This is a genomic window from Gemmatimonadaceae bacterium (assembly GCA_040882285.1).
In the GTDB taxonomy this organism is placed as follows: domain Bacteria; phylum Gemmatimonadota; class Gemmatimonadetes; order Gemmatimonadales; family Gemmatimonadaceae; genus JACDCY01.
Window position 1 is genome coordinate 27,432 of the sequence record JBBEBQ010000002.1, and the last position, 17,523, is coordinate 44,954.

The following is a 17,523-nucleotide window of genomic DNA, read 5'->3' on the forward strand; positions in this document are numbered from 1 at the left end:
GGCATCGAGGGGGGCTACGGTGCGGATCGAGGGTGCGGGGGGCTCGGTAGTCCGCGTTGGTCCGCGTACCAACTGCGGTACGACGCTCGTGCTGGTTCCGGAGATCGGGCGTAGCTCCTCTGCAGGCGCGTCTTAGCTCGCACCACCCGAAATCCGCCAGCTGGCCGTCTGCCGCGCGAGCGTAGCGCCAGCAGAGGAGTTACGCCCGATCCCGGAGCCAGCCGGGACGGGAACTGGAGCTACTGGCGTGAAGTTCGCTACGGTTGCGGGCATGAACCGCCTGATCACGGTCACGTTGGGGCTGGGGATGCTGGGCGCGACGGTCGCGAGCGCCCAGACGCGGATCGAGGCCGGCGAGACGGTGAGCGGGGCGCTGACCTCGCGCGACAGCCGGATGGCCAGCGGCTCGCGCTACGATCTGTGGGTGTACTCGGGTACGCGCGGCGAGCGCATCGTCGTGACTGTGCGCTCGATCCAGTTTGATCCGTACGTGTTCGTGCAGCGGTACCCGGGCGGGTCCGAGCCGCTGCTAGCGCGGGACGATGACAGTGGGGGAGGCAGCGACGCCCGCGTGGAGCTGACGTTGCCCGAGACCGACGATTATCTCATCGTGGTGACCAGCGCGCAGCGTGGCGAGGCCGGAGCCTACCGGCTCGGCGTCGAATCCAACCGCCGCGTCGCGCCGGCGCCGGGTGCTGCCGTCCCGGGTGGCTCCGCGGACAAGCCGTCTCCCAACGCCAAGCGCGCGCCGCCCGTTGCGCGTGCGCTCGTACCCGGACGGGCGGTTGCGGGTGAGCTTCGCTCGGACGTTCGCGGGCCGATCGGAACGAGCGAGGGCGATTGGCGCTACACCGGGCACGCCGGTGAGACGATCGTCCTCGACCTGCGCTCCAGCGAGTTCGACTCGTTCCTCACGCTGTATGCGATCGATGGCCGCGGCGCGGCGACCCGGGTCGCGCAGGACGACGACGGCGGGGGCGGACTTAACTCCCGCATCACCTTCAGGGTTCCTGTCGCCGGCGATTACGTGGTGCGCGCCGAGCGTCGCTACTCTGGGCGGAGCGGTTCCTACACCCTCTCGCTCAGCTCGAGCGCGGGCAGCTCGCGCGCGGAAGACGACCGGGCAATCGCTCCCAACTCTGCTGTGTCGGGCGAGTTGGACGGCTCGGATCCAAAGCTGCGGGATGGCACACCGTACGAGCTGTGGACGTACGTCGGTCGAGCCGGGGAGACGATTCGCATCACGCTCCGCTCGAACGATTTCGACGCGTTTGTCTCCATCGGGACCATGAGAGGCGGCGTCTTCACTGTGATTGAGTCTGCCGACGATGGGGCGGGCGCTACCAACTCGCTGCTCGAGATCATCCTGCCGTTCGCCGGCGAGTACGCCATCCGGGCCAACTCCCTGTCCCCCCGCCGTCCGACGGGCGACTACATCCTGCGGATCGACTCGCTTCGGTAGTCCGCGCGTTCAGCGCACGGCTCGGGTGTTCGCCAGCCGGCTCACCGGTCTGGCCCTGCATGGCCACAGCCGCCCCCGGAATGACGCATCAGCCAGGCGAATGACGTTCTCCGGGCTCGTCGCCATGTACCATCGGAGGCGACCTCATGCCTTCAAACGAGATCCAGTCTTTCGGCGGCGCCCGTTGGGTTGTAGTGTGTGCAACCTTCCACCTTTTCGGAGATTTGTTGTGGGAACTGACCGGTTCGTAACACTCAAGCATCTCATGGTCGCGGCTGCTCTTTGCACTGTGGCCATTACACAGCCTGTTCAGGGGCAGGGCGCCATCACTGCGGGCCAGACGGTGTCGGGCAGGCTCGACGCGTCGGATCGAGTGCGGGACAGCGACAACACGTATTACGACGACTGGTTCTACGTGGGCCGCGCGGGCGAGCGGATAACCGTGACGCAGCGGTCGAGCGATTTCGACTCGTGGCTGCTCATCGGGCGCATCGTCAACGGAGAATTCCAGCTCGACGAGTACAACGACGCCGGCGCCGGCGGTAACGACGCGCGCATCGACTTCACGCTGCCGGAGGATGGACCGTATGTGATCAGGGTGAACGTAGTCGGCCGCGGACGGACTGGCGCCTACACTTTGACCCTGACGCGTGCCGGCGGAAATACTGCGCTTCGGCCCGCCGGCGGCATGGTCTTGTCCGCGGGACAGAGCTTCACCGGAGCGCTCGAATCGTCGGACCCGGTGTGGACCGACAATACGCACTACGACCTCTGGCGCTACCACGGCCGCGCGGGCGAGCGGGTCACGATCATCATGCGGTCGCCGTCGTTCAACAGCTACTTGCAGTACGGGCGAATGAACGGGAACGAGTTCAGCTATCTGGGCGGCTCGACCAGCCGCACTATCGGCGGCCAGCAGGAGACGGTGCTCGACGTGACGCTGTCCGAGACCGGGGAGTACGGCATCCGCGCGAACTCGCACGGCCGCCACACGGGTGAGTACGTCCTGACGGTCTCCTCGAGCGGCAGCGCGGCCAGCACGCCGTCTGCCAGCTCGTCGGCGAGGACCATCACGGTCGGCTCGACGATCCGCGGCTCGCTGACGCCCGCCAATGCACAGACCGACAGCGGCTGGTACCACGAGGACTACACGTTCTCGGGAACCAGAGGTCAGGTGATCCAGGTGGACTTGCAGTCGGACGAGTTCGACACCTTCATCGATCTCTACCGGGGCACCACGTGGGCGGCCGAGGACGATGACGGCGGCGACGGGCTCGACTCGCGGCTGGTGTACACGCTGCCGGAGACGGGGACGTACATCATCTGCGCGCGATCGCGCTACGCCAACCGAACCGGGTCATACACTCTCTCGCTCCGCTAGCAGGGTAGTTCGCTGCTAGCTGTCTTTTGGTAGTTGTCCGAATAGATCGATGACGCGCGCCGCTCCGGCATGCCGCACATTCGCGGCATGTCGGCAGCGAGGCGGGCACTGGGAGAGCTGGGCGAGCGGGTTGCGGCGCGCTGGCTCGCGAGCAAGGGGTGGTGGATCCGCGCCCGCCGGTACCGCAACGGCCACCGCGACATAGACATCGTCGCCCAGCAGCAGCGGACCGTCGTTTTCGTCGAGGTGAAGGCCCGCGCCGGCGCCCAATTCGGCGACCCCGTCGAGGCCGTGAACTGGCGCAAGCAGCGCGAGCTCCGCCGCTCCGCCCAGGTTTGGATCTCCCGCCACGGCCTCCCCGGCGAGGCCTACCGCTTTGACGTTATCGGCGTTTTGCGGACCCCTGACGGCGTCAAAGTGAAACACGTGGTCAACGCCTTCGACGCCGGAGATTCCATTTGCTAATTTCCGGGAGCTTTCGTAGTTTGTTCGGTATCCGAAAGACCCTGCCTTTTGGGTGACTAGTCACTAGTCACCAGTCACTAGTCACCTGCTAGAGGATTCCTACCAATGGCCTCCCCCGCGATGCAAGAAGAGAAGAAAAAGGCCCTCGGCCTCGCCATCGCCCAGATAGAGAAGGCCCACGGCAAGGGCTCCATCATGAAGATGGGCTCGGATTCGCGGGTGCGGGTGGACGCCATTTCGACGGGCGCGATCAACCTCGACGCCGCGATCGGCGTTGGCGGGATCCCGCGCGGCCGGGTCACCGAGATCTACGGACCGGAGTCGAGCGGCAAGACGACGCTCTGTCTGCACGTGGTCGCGAACGCGCAAAAGGCCGGCGGCGTCGCGGCGTACATCGACGCGGAGCACGCGCTCGACACGGACTACGCCGCCAAGCTCGGCGTGGACGTCGAGGAACTGCTGGTGTCGCAGCCCGACACCGGCGAGCAGGCGCTCGAGATCTGCGAGATCCTGGTCCGCTCCGGCGCGGTGGACGTCGTCGTGATCGACTCGGTCGCGGCGCTCGTGCCGAAGGCCGAGATCGAGGGCGACATGGGCGACTCGCACGTCGGTCTCCAGGCGCGGCTCATGAGCCAGGCGCTGCGGAAGCTCACCGGCGCGATCGCGCGCTCGCGGACGTCGGTGATCTTCATCAACCAGCTGCGCGAGAAGATCGGGGTCATGTTCGGCAATCCGGAGACGACGACGGGCGGCAAGGCGCTCAAGTTCTACGCGTCCGTGCGGCTCGACATCCGCCGGATCGCAGCGGTCAAGGAGAAGGAAGAGGTCACGGGCTCGCACTGCCGCGTGAAGGTCGTGAAGAACAAGGTCGCGCCGCCGTTCAAGCAGGCCGAGTTCGACATCATGTACGCGGAGGGGATCAGCCACGCGTCGCTGGTGCTCGACATCGCGTCGGAGTCCGGGATCATCGACAAGTCCGGCGCCTGGTACAGCTACAACGGCCAGCGCATCGGGCAGGGTCGCGAGAACGCGAAGATGTTCCTCAAGGACAACCCGCCGATGTTGGCCGAGGTGGAGGAGAAGGTGAAGGTGGTGCTCGGCATCCGTCCGCCGGGGGCCGAGGTCGAGGCGGTCGAAGTAGTCGAGGAGTAAGCAGTTTCGAGTTTTCGGGTTGCTGGCTCGTGTGCGAGGGCGGCTGGGGCGGTGGGTCGCGCTCCGGCCCGGCGGAATCTCGACGTGCGGCGTGGGTGACGGATCGCGCTTCGGCCGCTATCCCGCCCTACTCGCTTCGCGAGTGGGCACCCGGCAAACGACGCGCGCTAAGACGCGGCCTTCGGCGACCCGTCACCCAAGCCGCTCCCGGGCACCGGTGAGTCCGCAATCGGCGTCCGCGGCCTTCCGGTCATTCCTGTCCTCGTGACTCGCCCCCGTGGTTACCGCGCCCCGCACGCGGACGCCGAAGCGATACCCCGCCCGCAAAGCTCGCCGCACGAGTACGCTCTGCGCCTGCTTACCGCGCGGAGCTACACGGTGCGCGATCTGCGGCGCAAGCTCGTGCAGCGCGAGTATTCGCCGGAGGACGTAGCCGCGACTATCGAGCGGCTCGAGCGCTCCGGGCTCCTCGACGACGCGTCGTACGCCGAGCGGTTCGCGCGGGGGAAGCTCGTGAACGAGAGCGCGTCGCGCCGGCGCGTGGCGCAGCTGCTCGTGCGCAAGGGCATAGCCGCCGACGTCGTTCAGGAGGCAATTGCCCGCGTGGTCGAGACAGAGGATGTGGACGCGGCGGCCGCGATCGAGAAAGTGGCTCGCAAGAAGCTGCAGACCCTGACCGGCCTGGACCCCCGCGTCGCCCGCCAGCGGTTGTTCGCCTTCCTCGCCCGCCGGGGCTACGACCTGGACGACATAAAGAGAATCGTGGCTCTCGTTTCGGGCGCTAATTAGAGCCTATGGGTTGATTTAGGCGAGAATATATATAGCTTATAGAGAGTATAATACTCCAATTAATTCATCCTATAAGCTATGTCACCTCGGCAGAAGGAAGCCGCGCCCGAGTTCCTGGCGCTTCAGCGCAAGCAATTGGACTCCCTGGTTCACCGGGACGCTCCCGTCGGCTCCCTGGAAACTCCGCCCCGAGGTTGGATCCATACGATCCGTACGGCTTTGGGAATGACGCAGGCCCAGCTTGCCCGCCGGCTCGGAATGAGGGCACCGTCGGTCTCTGCTCTCGAGAAAAGGGAAGCCGCGGGCACGGCCACAGTCGCGACCCTGCGCCAGGCCGCCGAGGCGCTCGACTGCGAGCTGCGAATCGCGTTCGTGCCGAGGACCGGACTGCAGCGGGCAGTCGAAGAACAGGCCAGGCGCAAAGCGATCGAAGAACGGAATCGGATCGTTCACAGCATGCGGTTAGAGGCGCAGGACAGCGGGGTGGCGCGATCGCTGGCGGAAGCCGTGGATGCCGAGTCCTGGCTCACCGGCGGCGCTCGCGAGATCTGGGATTGAGGAGGGCGGCAGCGGACGACACCGCCGGGAACGAGCGCGCGGACTCCGGCGCGACGCCGATCGATCCGGACGAAGCGCACGCCCTGGTACCTGGGCACCTCCAGACGCAGGCTCAGCTCAACCAGTGGGAAGCCCTGAACATCGCCGGGGCATCCCGCTGGGCTTCGCGGCACCGGAGCGAGAAATGGCTGTCCACGTCCGCGCTGAAGGAGCTGCACCGGCGAATGTTCGGCGAGACGTGGCGATGGGCGGGCACGTACAGAATCTCGGACAAGAACATCTCGCCGTACCCCTGGACGCAGGTTCCCGAGCTGATGGAGAACCTCGTCGTGAACACGCGGACGCGTTACGAATCCAGTGACAGGTCACCGGAAGCTCTGGACGACATCGCGCTGCGGTTTCATCACGAGCTGGTTCACATTCACCCGTGGCCGAACGGCAACGGCCGTCACGCTCGCCTGGCGACCGACCTGCTGCTCCGCTCCTGGGGTCGCCTGCCATTCACGTGGGGCGAGAGCGCGAGCCTGAGCGACGCCGCCCTTCGCGCGCGGTACGTCACCGCGCTCCAGCACGCGGATGCGGGAGATTACTCGCTGCTGCGGCAGTTTGTGCGCGGGTAGGCCGATCTTCGCCGATCCATGCGCCCTGCAAGGAGTTTTGTGTGGCGATCGCGCGGCTGTTCTAAGGTGAAGAAGGCACGCGATGGTGGAGGCTCCCATAGCGTGCGTCTTAGCGAGCGTAGTTTGCTCGCGTAGCACGCGAAGGGTGCCTCCACCGTCGCGGGCCGTGTGGCACTATGCAGCAACCTCACGACCGAAAACCCAAAACTCACTTACATTTGGCGCATGAAGTCGGCTGAGATTCGTAACGCTTTTCTCGAGTACTTTGAGCGCAACGGGCACAGCGTGCAGCCGAGTGCCTCGCTCGTGCCCGTGGACGACCCCACGCTGCTGTTCGTCAACGCCGGCATGGTGCCGTTCAAGAAGGTTTTTCTGGGCGTAGCCGAGCCGCCGGGCGGATCCCGCCGCGCCGCGTCGTCGCAGAAGTGCGTCCGCGCCGGGGGGAAGCACAACGACCTCGAGCAGGTCGGCCACACCGCGCGGCACCACACGTTCTTCGAGATGCTCGGCAACTTCTCCTTCGGCGATTACTTCAAGCGCGACGCCATCCGCTTCGCCTGGGAGTTCCTCACCGTCGACCTCAAGCTCGATCCGAAGCATCTGCGCGTCACAGTGCACCAGACCGACGACGACGCGCGCGCGCTCTGGACCGAGATTACCGGGCTCGCGCCGTCGCGCATCTACGGGCTCGGCGACAGGGACAACTTCTGGCAGATGGCCGACACCGGCCCGTGCGGACCGTGCTCCGAGATCTATGTCGACCTCGCCCACATCGCCGACGACTGGGAATTTCCCGCAGGCGCGACGGGCGAGTGGACCGAGCTCGGCCGCGCGGAGTTCTCGGAAGAAGCGTTCGTCGAAGGCGCCGAGGCCGGTCGTTTCCTCGAGATCTGGAACCTCGTGTTCATGCAGTACGACAAGCAGCCCGACGGTACGCTCGTCCCGCTGCCCAAGCCGGCCGTGGACACGGGTATGGGTCTCGAGCGAGTCGCCGCCGCGCTGCAGCGTAAGACCAACAACTTCCACACCGATCTGTTCGCGCCGATCATCGCCGCGGTGTCGAAGGAGACCGGCGTGCGGTACGATCCGCGCGGCGGCGAGTTCGAGCTGGCGACGACCGCCAGCAGCGGGGTCGACTCGAGATCGAAGGGGAATTACGCGTCGCACAGGGTCATCGCCGACCACGCGCGCGCGGTGGCGTTCCTGCTCGCCGACGGCGTCTTTCCGTCGAACGAGGGCCGCGGCTACGTGCTGCGGCGCATCCTCCGGCGCGCGGTCCGCAACGCCTGGCTGCTGGGCGTGAACCGTCCCGTGATGCACGCCGCGGTCGAAGCCGTGATCGCGTCCATGGGCGACGCGTACCCCGAGCTGCGCCAGCGCCGCAAGCACATCGTTGTCACGACTCGCGCGGAAGAGGAGCGCTTCCTCGCAACCATCGAGGGTGGCATGCGCCGCTTCGAGGAGCTTGCGCCGCGCTCGACCACGCAGGGCTCGACCGACATCAAAGGGACGATCCCGGGCGAGGACGCCTTCAAGCTGTATGACACGTTCGGCTTTCCGATCGACCTGACTCAGCTCATGGCCGTAGAGCGCGGCTACACCGTGGACATCGCCGGCTTCGACCGCGCGCTGGGCGCGCAGCGCGCGCAGTCGCAGCAGGAGCGCAAGTCGAAGAAGATCGCCGTATCGGCCGCGGATGATTTCGGCGAGGGGTGGGAAGCGTTCCAGCCGCAGGTCGAGGTCGGTGCTCGCACCGCGGAGTACGGGATTACGGAAACGGGGCTGTTGGCCAATAGCCAACAGCCAATAGCTAATAGCGCTTTATCCTCCCTCGAGACTCCGGCCTTCGTGGGCTACGACACGACCGAAACGAGGACCGAAGTCGTCGCGCGCAAGATTCTTGGCGACGAGCGAGCGGCCATCGTCCTCCGCGAGACCCCGTTTTACGCGGAATCCGGTGGACAGATTTCCGATGCCGGCGAGGTAGTCGGTGACGGCTGGCGGCTCGACGTCGACGAGGTGCGCCGCGTGGACGGGCGGATCGCCGTGGCTGGAAAGATCGAAGGTGAATTCCGCTTCGGTCCGGTAACCGCACGCGTGCCGCGGGAGCGACGTCTCGATACCGAACGCAACCACACGGCCACGCACCTGCTGCACGCCGCGCTACGCGCGGTGCTGGGTGAGCACGTGCACCAGGCCGGCTCGCTCGTCGCGCCCGACAGACTGCGCTTCGACTTCACGCACAACGGTCCGATGAAGCCGGAGCAGGTCGCCGCCGTCGAGCAGCAGGTGAACCGGGCGATCTTCGCCGCGACGCCGCTCAGGTTCGAGGAGAAGCGGTATGCGGACGCGATCGCGGAAGGCGCGATGGCGCTGTTCGGCGAGAAGTACGGCGACGTCGTGCGCGTGGTCAGGGTGCCCGGCGTGTCCACCGAGCTGTGCGGCGGCACGCACGTGCGCAACACCGCGGAGATCGGGCTCTTCCGGATCGGCAGCGAAACGGGAGTCGCGGCCGGCGTGCGCCGGATCGAAGCGGTCACCGGGCCGCTCGCGTTCGAGAAGATGCTGGAGAAGGAGCGCGAGCTGGCGGAAGTCGAGCGGCTCGTGCGGGCGCAGCCCGGCGCGGCGGTGAAGCGCGTGCAGGCGCTGCTGGAAAAGGGCAGGGAATCCGAGCGACAGCTCGCCGAAGCGCGGCGCTCGGGCGGCGTCGGCGCGAGCTCCACCCCGAATGGCGCAGGCGCGTTGATCGAGGGCGCGCAGACTGTCGACGGCGTCCGCGTCATCGCATCGACGGTCGAAGCCTCGGATCTGAAAACGCTGCAAGCGATCGGCGACGCGCTCCGCGAGGGGATGGGCACCGGCGCGGCCGTGCTCGTCGCGACGCTCGGCGACGGCAAGCGGACGCTCTTGACCGTCGTCAGCGACGACCTCCGCGGCCGCGGCGTCCGCGCCGACAACGTGCTCAAGGAGATCGCGGCCGCTGCCGGCGGACGGGGGGGCGGCAAGCCGCACATGGCTCAGGCCGGTCTGCCCGAATCGGTGGACGTCCCCGCGCTGCTCGCCACGGTCCCCGACGTGATCCGGCGCCACCTCGCGGCCGCCAAGTGACCCTGGGCGAGTGGCTCGACGCGCGCGACCCCGCGCCGCCGGCCGCCCTCGCTGACGCGCTGCGCGCGGAGCTCGCCGCGGAGTTGGCGCTGCCGGTCTCCAACGCGCCAGGGGCGCTGCTCAAGGCCGGTGAGCGCGTGCTCGAGCGGGTTCTCAAGGCGGAGCCGCAGACGCCCGCAGTCGCCCCCGACCTTCTCCTGGCCGACGCCCTGGTCACGTACGCGTTCGAAGCCGTTGCCGAGTCCGCCGCGGACGCCGACCGGCTTGCGCGGGACGCGATGGCACGCTTGGGCGCGATGGGCGGGCCGTGATCGCGAGCCATGGCGCACGGCGCACGCGAATCCGGGTCCTCTCCGCCTCCTACGCGCGCAAACCACGCGCGCTAAGACGGAGGCTTCGAGGACCCGGACTTCGCGCGCGCCCGCCGGCGGGTCCGCAGTCGGCCATCCTCCCGATGCTCAAGCCCACGACCGAGGGGTGGGCCCCCGAAGCCTCCGTCTTAGCGCGCGTAGTGTGCGCGCGTAGGAGGCGCAGGGGGCCCACCCATCGGTCGGGGGCCGCGCCCCGATAATGGCCACTCTCAACCCCCCACCCGCCGTTCTCAAGATCGCCCGGACGCTCGAGGACAAGGGCCACGAAACCTGGTGCGTCGGGGGCGCGGTGAGGGACGCGATGCTGGGCGAGCAGCACCTCGACTGGGACTTCGCCACGGCGGCGACGCCCGACCAGGTTCGCAAGATCTTCCGGCGAACGGTGCCGGTCGGAATCGAGTTTGGCACCGTGGGCGTGCTCGACGAGCACAACGTCATGCACGAAGTCACCACGTTCCGGCGCGACGTGCAGACCGACGGCCGCCACGCCGTCGTGGAGTTCGGCGCGTCGCTCGACGAGGACCTCGCGCGCCGCGACTTCACCATCAACGCCGTCGCATACTCGCCGACGCGCAACGTCGTGCACGACCCGTTTCACGGCGAGAAGGACCTGCGCGCCGGGATCGTCCGGGCCGTGGGCGATCCGCGGGACCGCATGCGGGAGGATCGTCTCCGCGCTTTGCGCGCGATTCGCTTCGCCGCGCGCTATGGCTTCGAGATCGAAAAGAAAACCTGGGCCGCGATCGTGGACAGCGCGCCGCACATGACGCGACTCTCGCCCGAGCGTGTGCGGCAGGAGATCGAGAAGACGATGGACCAGGTCCCGTGTCCGAGCGGCGCATTCGCGAAGTGGCGGGACAGCAGCGCGCTCGCAACGCTGGTTCTCGATCTCGCCGGCGTGACGGATTTGCAGCTCCGCGCCATCGACCATCTCCGCCGCCCGATTCTCGCTACGCGTCCGCAGCGGCGGCTCCTGCGGGTGGCAATGTTGCTCGCGGCAGCGCCCGCCGGCCGGTCAGGGAACGCGTTGAAGGCGCTCCGCTTCTCCAACGCGGCCGCATCGTGGATTTCATCGCTGCTCGACGCGCTGGCCAAGCTGGAGCCCTCGATGCGCTCGGCTCTGCTATCCGCTCCCGGCGCCACGGACGCCGACATTCGCCGCTGGGTCTCTGTCGCCGGTCGCACGCGATTTGCCTCTGTTCTCCGCCTGGCCGACGCGCGCTGGTGGGCCGAGCGCGAAGCGGGGCAGGAGGCGCCCACCGCGTCGTCTGTCAGCTCGCTGCATAGGCGGGCTTTGCGGATTGCGTATCGCGATCCCGTGGAGCTGAGCGACCTCGCGGTCGACGGAACGGACTTGCAGAAGCTCGGGCTGAGCGGTCCAGCGCTCGGCAGGGCATTGCACGCGCTGCTCGATGCCGTCGTCCGCGATCCGTCTCTGAACACGCCTGACCGTTTATTGGCGCTGGCAAAGGGGGAGGAGAGTCCTCCCGGAACCGGTGCCTGACAGTTGCAGTAGCTGTCGCCGTTCGAAGTATGTTTCTCCTGGATGCTGCCGCGGGCAGGGGATGGGGTCCCCGTCGGCACCGTCTTAGCGTAGCGTAGGTGCCCGACGGGGACACCCATCCCCGCCCGCGGCGGAACCGAGAAAAGAATGATCTTCAGAACGCGACAACCTGAAGCAACTATCTGGAAACGGTTCCGGTCGGGGACCGACGGGTTCACATTTGTGCAGCGAGACGGCGTGTGGGAAGCGCACGTCGCGGCGAACGCCGAGCGCGTCGTCGACCTGTTCTATACGCTGAGCGAGCACCTCCCACCCGCGATCGACGTCTCCGTCGAGGACCGGCGCACGGACCGCGTCTGGACGGGCGAGGGAATCGCGCTCCCCGACTTCCGCGACGCCGTCGCCCGGCTCAAGGTCCCGCTCGCCACGTACGGCGGCGTCGAGATCTCCGCGTACACGGTGGAAGACCAGCTCACGCTCACCCCGCAGATCGAGCTGTTCGCGTACTCGAGGACCGACCGCTGGGCGTACTTCCTCCAGGCGCGCGGCCTCGAGGAGTTCGGCGCGCTCGCCGAGAAGCCGTGGCGCGCGCCGTCGTGGGACAGGGCGCCCGCGCCGCTGCTGTCCGAGTCGACCGTCGCGATGGCCGAGCGTCTCTCGCTGATACTCGCCTGACGACGGGGCTGTTGGCTATTGGCTATTGGCTATTGGCTGTTGGTAGTTCTCCCAACATGAACGTAGATCTCGTCGCGCTCGGCTACGCCGTTCTCGCCGGCGCGGCCAACATTCTGGGTGCTGCAGCCGTCACCGCGCGTACGCGGTGGAGCGAGGCCGGGCTCGACGCGCTGCTCGCGTTCTCCGCCGGCTTCATGGTGTCGGTTGGACTGCTCGACCTCATTCCGCACGCCATCGAGGAAGGCGGATCGCGCGCCGCGTTCGTCGTGCTGCTCGGCTATCTGCTGGTGCACCTGACGCAGCACACGCTCGCGCCCCACTTCCACTTCGGTGAGGAGAAGCACGCCGTCACGCCGGCCGTGGGATGGTCCGCGCTGGCGGGGCTGCTGCTGCACACGTTCATAGACGGCGTCGCGATCGCGAGCGGGTTCGCGGTGAGCAGCACGCTCGGCATCCTCGTGTTCCTCGCGATTCTGCTGCACAAGATCCCCGAGGGCGTGGCGATATCGAGCTTGTTTCTCGCGGCCGGAGCGGGCCGCGCGCGCGCCGTGGCCGCGGCGACGGCTCTGGCTGCGGCGACGGTGCTGGGCGTGCTGTTTACCGGACTTGTCGAGCCGCTGGCGCGGCACGGACTCGCGCTCGCCGGCGGCGTGACGCTGTACGTCGGCGCGTCCAACCTGGTCCCCGAATTTCAGGCGAAGCCCGGGTGGAGATTGCCGGTGGCGTTTTTCGCGGGGTGCGGGATCTACCTGCTGGCGCGGCAGATGCTGCCGGGGTGAAGCCGGCCTAGCTCGGCTTGGGCCCCCTTACTGCCGGCCGGAATAAGCGCCTAGCCAGAGCTCCCGGTCGGACCGATCCGCATCGGTCGAATCTTTGGCACCGGCGCTGTACATCTCGTGCAGTCTCTGCTCTCGAAGGCGCGCGACATACTCGTCGACCATGTCGGCCCACAGGCCGACTTCCTTCACCTTTCGCCCCTTCGAGCCAAGGCTTTTCACTGTGGGTTTGCGCGGCAATCATCCCCCGGTGAGTTGATATGACCGATAGTATCGCATTTGATAGCAATTGTGCTAGCCGCCTGCGTCGAGGGCAGCCCGCTGCTGCTCCGCGATGTCTCGCAGGGTTTTCAGCTCGAGCACTTCGGTCAGGTCCCGCGGCCTGCCGGCTGCCAGCTTCGACTTGATCAGGGCGTCGAGTGACAGAGCTCGCACCGCGAAATCCGCCACGCGGAAGGGCTCCATGTCGGCCAACGCATCGGGGTAACTACCGATCCCGGCGACTCGCTGAAGGACATCGATATCGCCGTGCCCGGTTTCGAGGGTAAGCACCTCTATCAGCTTGATCGTGGCAGCGTCGGGCTTGAACGGAAGACCGGGATCGGCGCCGCGGAGATACGACCGCCAGCTCAGAAGCAGCCGAGCGAGCCGTTCCAGATTGTCGGGCGCCGGGTCATACAGGATGTCGAGGTCCTGGGTCACGCGGGCCGATCCGTGGAGCTGCGCGGCGACGCCGCCGATCACGACGAATCGCACGCGCTCGGCCGTGAGCTGGCGGAGCATCGCGACCGCCGTGTCCGCCAGGCGGTCGTCCGTCGCCCCGCTGGGCGATTCACGGACATGGCGGCCAGCCGTGGTCGCATGAATTGCGGGAGGCGCCTGGTACCGCAATGCGCGCGCTACCGAGCTTTTCAGAAGTCCGATGTCGTAGCCGTACTCCCGCGCCGCCACGATCGCAGGGGTATCCACGAGGCGATAGCTTGTGACTATCGCTTTCACGCGCTCGAACTCGTCCAGAGGCGGTGCCGCGGTGGACCGGTCGTTGCTCATTGATCCCCTCGCCTGTATGACTCAAGTATACAATTTTGCGCCGTCGCCGAGGGCATCTTTCGCTGCCGATGCGGATCATTTCCTTGCCGCGGACGACCGCTCGCGCCGCGATGCCTAAGAAGCACCACCGCCCGCCGGCGAACGCGGCCGACAGGGAACAATCGCTCTTCAAGCCGCCCGCGTCGTCCCAGCCGCTCGCCGCGCGCATGCGGCCGCGCACGCTCGACGAGTTCATCGGGCAGCAGCACCTGCTCGCGCCCGCCAAGCCGCTGCGGCAGGCGATCGAGACGGGCACCGTGGGCTCACTGGTGTTCTGGGGCCCGCCGGGCACGGGCAAGACCACCCTCGGCCGCCTGATCGCCGAGTACACCGATAGGGAATTCGTTCCCTTCTCGGCCGTGACCGAAGGCGTCCAGCGCGTTCGCGAAGTTGTCGCCGAAGCCGCGGAGCGTCTCGAGCTGGGCCGCGGAACGATTCTGTTCGTGGACGAGATCCACCGCTTCAACAAGGCTCAGCAGGACGCCTTCCTCCCGCACGTGGAAGCCGGCACGATCACCCTCGTCGGCGCGACGACGGAGAATCCGTCGTTCGAAATCAACAGCGCTCTGCTGTCGCGCATGCGCGTCTTCGTGCTCGAGCCGCTCAGCCAAGACGCCCTTCGCCAAATCGTGCGGTTTGCACTGGATGACAATGAGCGCGGCCTTGGATCGCTCCAGCTCGCGATAGACGCCGCCGCGCTCGACCTGCTCGTGTCGGAATCCGACGGCGACGCCCGCCGTGCGCTTACTGCCCTTGAAGCCGCCGCTTCACACCTCTCGGAGGCTGGGACGGCGGACGGTGCGGGGGTCCCCGGCGGGTCGCGTCTTAGCGGGCGCAGCCCGCGTAGCGACCCAAGGGGACTCCCCACCGTCCGCCGCCACGCGATCGATGTCGCCACAGTAAGGGACGCGCTGCAAAAACGCTTCGCGCACCACGACAAATCCGGCGAATGGCATTTCAACATGCTGTCGGCGCTGCACAAGTCGCTCAGGGGGAGCGATCCACAAGGAGCGCTGTATTGGATGGCGCGACTGATCGAGGGCGGGGAAGACCCGATGGTGATCTTTCGGCGATCACTGGCGATGGCCGCCGAGGACATCGGCGTCGCCGACCCGAACGCGCTGCAGGTCGCGGTCGCCGCGCGGCAGGCGTACCACGTGCTCGGCCCGCCCGAAGGCTATCTGCCGCTCGCCGAGATGATCGTGTACCTCGCGACCGCGCCCAAATCGAACTCGGCGTACGTCGCTCTCGGCGCCGCGATGGACGCCGCGCGGGAAACACCCGCGGAGCCGGTGCCGCTGCACATCCGCAATGCCCCGACCAAGCTGATGAAGGACCTCGGCTATCACGAGGGCTATCAGTACGCGCATTCCGATCCGGCGGCGTACACCCCGCAGGAGTACCTGCCCGAGAAGCTTCGCGGGGCGGAGTTTTACAAGCCGGGGCCGTTCGGGTTCGAGAAGGAGATCGCGCGGCGGCTGGCGTGGTGGGCCGGGTTGCGTGATAGGGCAGGGCAGCCAGCTCCGCAGGACGATGATCACGAGCCGTCGGAGTAATCGGCGTCCTCTCGGCGGTACCGGCAATTCGGACGATATCGGTCAGATGAAAAACGTATTGATGCCGGCGGCGCGGCAGCGCATAGTTACATCGCGGGCTTCCTCAGGAGGCTCGCATGCCAGTCACCGCGAAACTTTCCCGCAAGTTCTACGATCGTTTGGGCGACGACATCGCCAACGAGCTCGTGGATTGGTTCAACGCCGTGGATGACACCTACCGAACGCAGCTCCACGAACTGAACGAGCTCAACTGGAACCGTTTCCAGGCGGCCATGGACGCGCGCTTCGCAGTGTTCGAGCTGAAGATGGAGCAAGGCTTCGCGGCGCTCAAAGAGGCTTTCGACGCGAAGATTGACCAGCGTTTTGGCGCGGTGGACGCGCGCTTCACGGCGGTGGACGCGCGTTTCACGGCGATGGATGACCGTTCTGCCGCGTCCGACCTGAAGTTGGAGCAGCGCTTGGCCTCGATGCAGACGCAAATGGCGGAATTCGAGGTACGGGTGGAGCGGCGCCTCGGAGACCAGACCAAGTGGCTGGTCGGTATCTGGCTCGGCACAGTCATTCCGATCGCAGGGATGATCCTGGGCCTGTTCAATTCGATCCGGTAGATGATGATCGTGCTCTGGGTGTTAACCATCGTCCCGCTGGGTTGGCTGCTGATGGTTTTGTTCAGCACGCTCCCCTAGGCCGCCCCTGCCTAAAGCCCTTCACTATTGCGTGGCTGGCGATCGGGCCGTAATGTTCAACCATTGAACAACTACGACCAATCCGACCCATGCCGGTACCCGACTCCTCGCTCCTGAACACGCTGCGCGCGCTCGACGGTAGCCCCCAGCTCACGCAGCGGGAGCTGGCACGCGAGCTGGGCGTGAGCCTGGGGAAGGCGAATTACTGCCTGCGCGCGCTGCTGGCCAAGGGCCTGGTGAAGGCGCACAACTTTCGCAACAGCACCAACAAACGTGGTTACGCATACCTCCTGACGCCTGACGGAGTGGCTGCGAAGGCGAGTCTGACGCGGCGATTTCTGGCGCTCAAGCGCGAGGAATACGACGCGCTGCGGGCAGAGATCGAGCAGCTGCAGGCGGAGAGCGAGACCGCGGCAAAAGCAGGGTAGGAAGAGATTTCGGTGGTTTCCTTGCAATTTCCCTCGGCCTTTCGCGCGCATGTGATTGACCGTGCATCCGGATGCTCATGATCCAGTTCGACAACAGCTCTGCAGACAAGCCGCCCGGGTCCTGGCTCGTGATCTGGACCGAGTCGCGCGCCGAGAAGAAGGTGGCAGCGCGAATCGCCGCGCTGGGCCTTTCGACGTGGCTACCGACCATCACCGAGCGGCGCCGGTGGAGCGACCGCTGGCGGGACGTGGTGTGCCCGCTGTTTCCCGGGTACCTGTTCGCGCGGGCGGGGTCGGTCGAGTGGTACGATGTCCTGCGCACCCCGGGCGTGCTGACGGTGGTCAAGCACGACGGCCGTCCCGCCCTGCTCCAGGACGGATTCGTCCGCGACCTCCGCAATGCGTTGGAGCGAAAGGACACTGCTCCCGAGGCGGTAGCGGAACCCGTGGAGTACAAACCAGGAGAAGAAGTGATCGTGCAGGAAGGTCCACTCGCCGGCTTGCGCGGCGTCGTGCGCGAGTCTCGTAACCGTCGGCGCCTGGTGATCTGGGTCGCCGAGGTCGGGCGTGGGGTCGCGTTCACCATCGGGTCCGCCCTGGTCAGAGCCGCGCCCTAGTCACCCCGCGCGGCACACATCCCGCAAGAGCACTCCCCAGGAACCTCGGGAACAAGCGTAGCTCCCTTGGATACGAGAAGATGACCGCCACGCGGTCGGGGTTCGGGAACGGAGTGTCCACCCAGCCGTCGCCCCGGGGTGACAGAAGCGGAGAAAACGACAAGAGTCCGCCGGCGGTTCCGCGGACGGGGAGGAATGATGCGCAGGTCAAAGTTTGCGGGTGCCATGTTCGCGCTGGTCGCGCTGAGCGCGTGCGCCAGTCTCGGCCGCGGGATCTTTCAGGAGC

Annotated in this window: 18 protein-coding genes; 16 read left to right on the top strand and 2 right to left on the bottom strand. The window is 66.9% G+C overall.

Annotation, left to right across the window (positions count from 1 at the left end; all coding sequences use genetic code 11):
• Positions 1 to 247 precede the first annotated feature (247 nt).
• From WEA80_00170 to WEA80_00225, 12 genes are all read left to right on the top strand, one after another.
• Positions 248 to 1,462, top strand: a complete 1,215-nt coding sequence (locus WEA80_00170) for a hypothetical protein (GenBank protein ID MEX1184987.1) — start codon at positions 248 to 250, stop codon at positions 1,460 to 1,462.
• A 343-nt stretch (positions 1,463 to 1,805) separates the two neighbouring features.
• Positions 1,806 to 2,843 carry a PPC domain-containing protein gene (locus WEA80_00175; protein MEX1184988.1) on the top strand — a complete coding sequence of 346 codons (1,038 nt, stop codon included), beginning with the start codon at positions 1,806 to 1,808 and terminating at the stop codon, positions 2,841 to 2,843.
• 87 nt (positions 2,844 to 2,930) lie between these two features.
• Entirely contained in the window at positions 2,931 to 3,308 is a 378-nt protein-coding gene (locus WEA80_00180; GenBank protein ID MEX1184989.1) for a YraN family protein, read from the top strand.
• A 105-nt stretch (positions 3,309 to 3,413) separates the two neighbouring features.
• The gene (gene recA / locus WEA80_00185) at positions 3,414 to 4,460 is read left to right on the top strand and encodes a recombinase RecA (GenBank protein ID MEX1184990.1); all 1,047 of its coding nucleotides are present in this window, start codon (positions 3,414 to 3,416) and stop codon (positions 4,458 to 4,460) included.
• Positions 4,461 to 4,724: 264 nt separating this feature from the next.
• Entirely contained in the window at positions 4,725 to 5,249 is a 525-nt protein-coding gene (locus WEA80_00190; protein MEX1184991.1) for a regulatory protein RecX, read from the top strand.
• A 78-nt stretch (positions 5,250 to 5,327) separates the two neighbouring features.
• On the top strand, positions 5,328 to 5,807 hold the full coding sequence (locus WEA80_00195; protein ID MEX1184992.1) for a mobile mystery protein A: 480 nt from the start codon (positions 5,328 to 5,330) through the stop codon (positions 5,805 to 5,807).
• Positions 5,804 to 6,427: a mobile mystery protein B gene (locus WEA80_00200; GenBank protein MEX1184993.1), complete on the top strand. Its 624-nt coding sequence runs from the start codon at positions 5,804 to 5,806 to the stop codon at positions 6,425 to 6,427. The genes WEA80_00195 and WEA80_00200 overlap by 4 nt, the downstream gene beginning before the upstream one ends.
• A 225-nt stretch (positions 6,428 to 6,652) precedes the next feature.
• Entirely contained in the window at positions 6,653 to 9,535 is a 2,883-nt protein-coding gene (alaS, locus tag WEA80_00205) for an alanine--tRNA ligase (protein ID MEX1184994.1), read from the top strand.
• A complete protein-coding gene (locus WEA80_00210; GenBank protein MEX1184995.1) occupies positions 9,532 to 9,846 on the top strand; it encodes a hypothetical protein in 315 nt (104 codons plus the stop codon). Before alaS ends, WEA80_00210 begins: the two co-directional genes overlap by 4 nt.
• Before the next feature lie 259 nt (positions 9,847 to 10,105).
• Positions 10,106 to 11,410: a CCA tRNA nucleotidyltransferase gene (locus WEA80_00215; protein MEX1184996.1), complete on the top strand. Its 1,305-nt coding sequence runs from the start codon at positions 10,106 to 10,108 to the stop codon at positions 11,408 to 11,410.
• 147 nt (positions 11,411 to 11,557) lie between these two features.
• Positions 11,558 to 12,085, top strand: a complete 528-nt coding sequence (locus tag WEA80_00220) for a hypothetical protein (GenBank protein ID MEX1184997.1) — start codon at positions 11,558 to 11,560, stop codon at positions 12,083 to 12,085.
• Between the two features lie 56 nt (positions 12,086 to 12,141).
• On the top strand, positions 12,142 to 12,864 hold the full coding sequence (locus WEA80_00225; protein MEX1184998.1) for a ZIP family metal transporter: 723 nt from the start codon (positions 12,142 to 12,144) through the stop codon (positions 12,862 to 12,864).
• 27 nt (positions 12,865 to 12,891) lie between these two features.
• Here the strand turns inward: WEA80_00225 and WEA80_00230 are convergent, their stop codons facing one another.
• Positions 12,892 to 13,083, bottom strand: coding sequence for a hypothetical protein (locus tag WEA80_00230; protein ID MEX1184999.1), 192 nt, complete (start codon positions 13,081 to 13,083; stop codon positions 12,892 to 12,894).
• A 72-nt stretch (positions 13,084 to 13,155) separates the two neighbouring features.
• Positions 13,156 to 13,911 (bottom strand): hypothetical protein, encoded by a 756-nt coding sequence (locus tag WEA80_00235; GenBank protein ID MEX1185000.1) that lies wholly within the window; start codon positions 13,909 to 13,911, stop codon positions 13,156 to 13,158.
• Between the two features lie 68 nt (positions 13,912 to 13,979).
• On the opposite strand from WEA80_00235, the gene WEA80_00240 reads away from it, so the two are divergent.
• From WEA80_00240 to WEA80_00255, 4 genes are all read left to right on the top strand, one after another.
• On the top strand, positions 13,980 to 15,506 hold the full coding sequence (locus WEA80_00240) for a replication-associated recombination protein A (GenBank protein ID MEX1185001.1): 1,527 nt from the start codon (positions 13,980 to 13,982) through the stop codon (positions 15,504 to 15,506).
• Positions 15,507 to 15,622: 116 nt separating this feature from the next.
• Complete coding sequence (locus WEA80_00245) at positions 15,623 to 16,114, top strand: hypothetical protein (protein MEX1185002.1); 492 nt, start codon at positions 15,623 to 15,625, stop codon at positions 16,112 to 16,114.
• A gap of 167 nt (positions 16,115 to 16,281) precedes the next feature.
• Positions 16,282 to 16,620 carry a MarR family EPS-associated transcriptional regulator gene (locus WEA80_00250; GenBank protein ID MEX1185003.1) on the top strand — a complete coding sequence of 113 codons (339 nt, stop codon included), beginning with the start codon at positions 16,282 to 16,284 and terminating at the stop codon, positions 16,618 to 16,620.
• 71 nt (positions 16,621 to 16,691) lie between these two features.
• Entirely contained in the window at positions 16,692 to 17,237 is a 546-nt protein-coding gene (locus WEA80_00255) for a transcription termination/antitermination NusG family protein (protein MEX1185004.1), read from the top strand.
• The last annotated feature ends 286 nt before the right edge of the window (positions 17,238 to 17,523 follow it).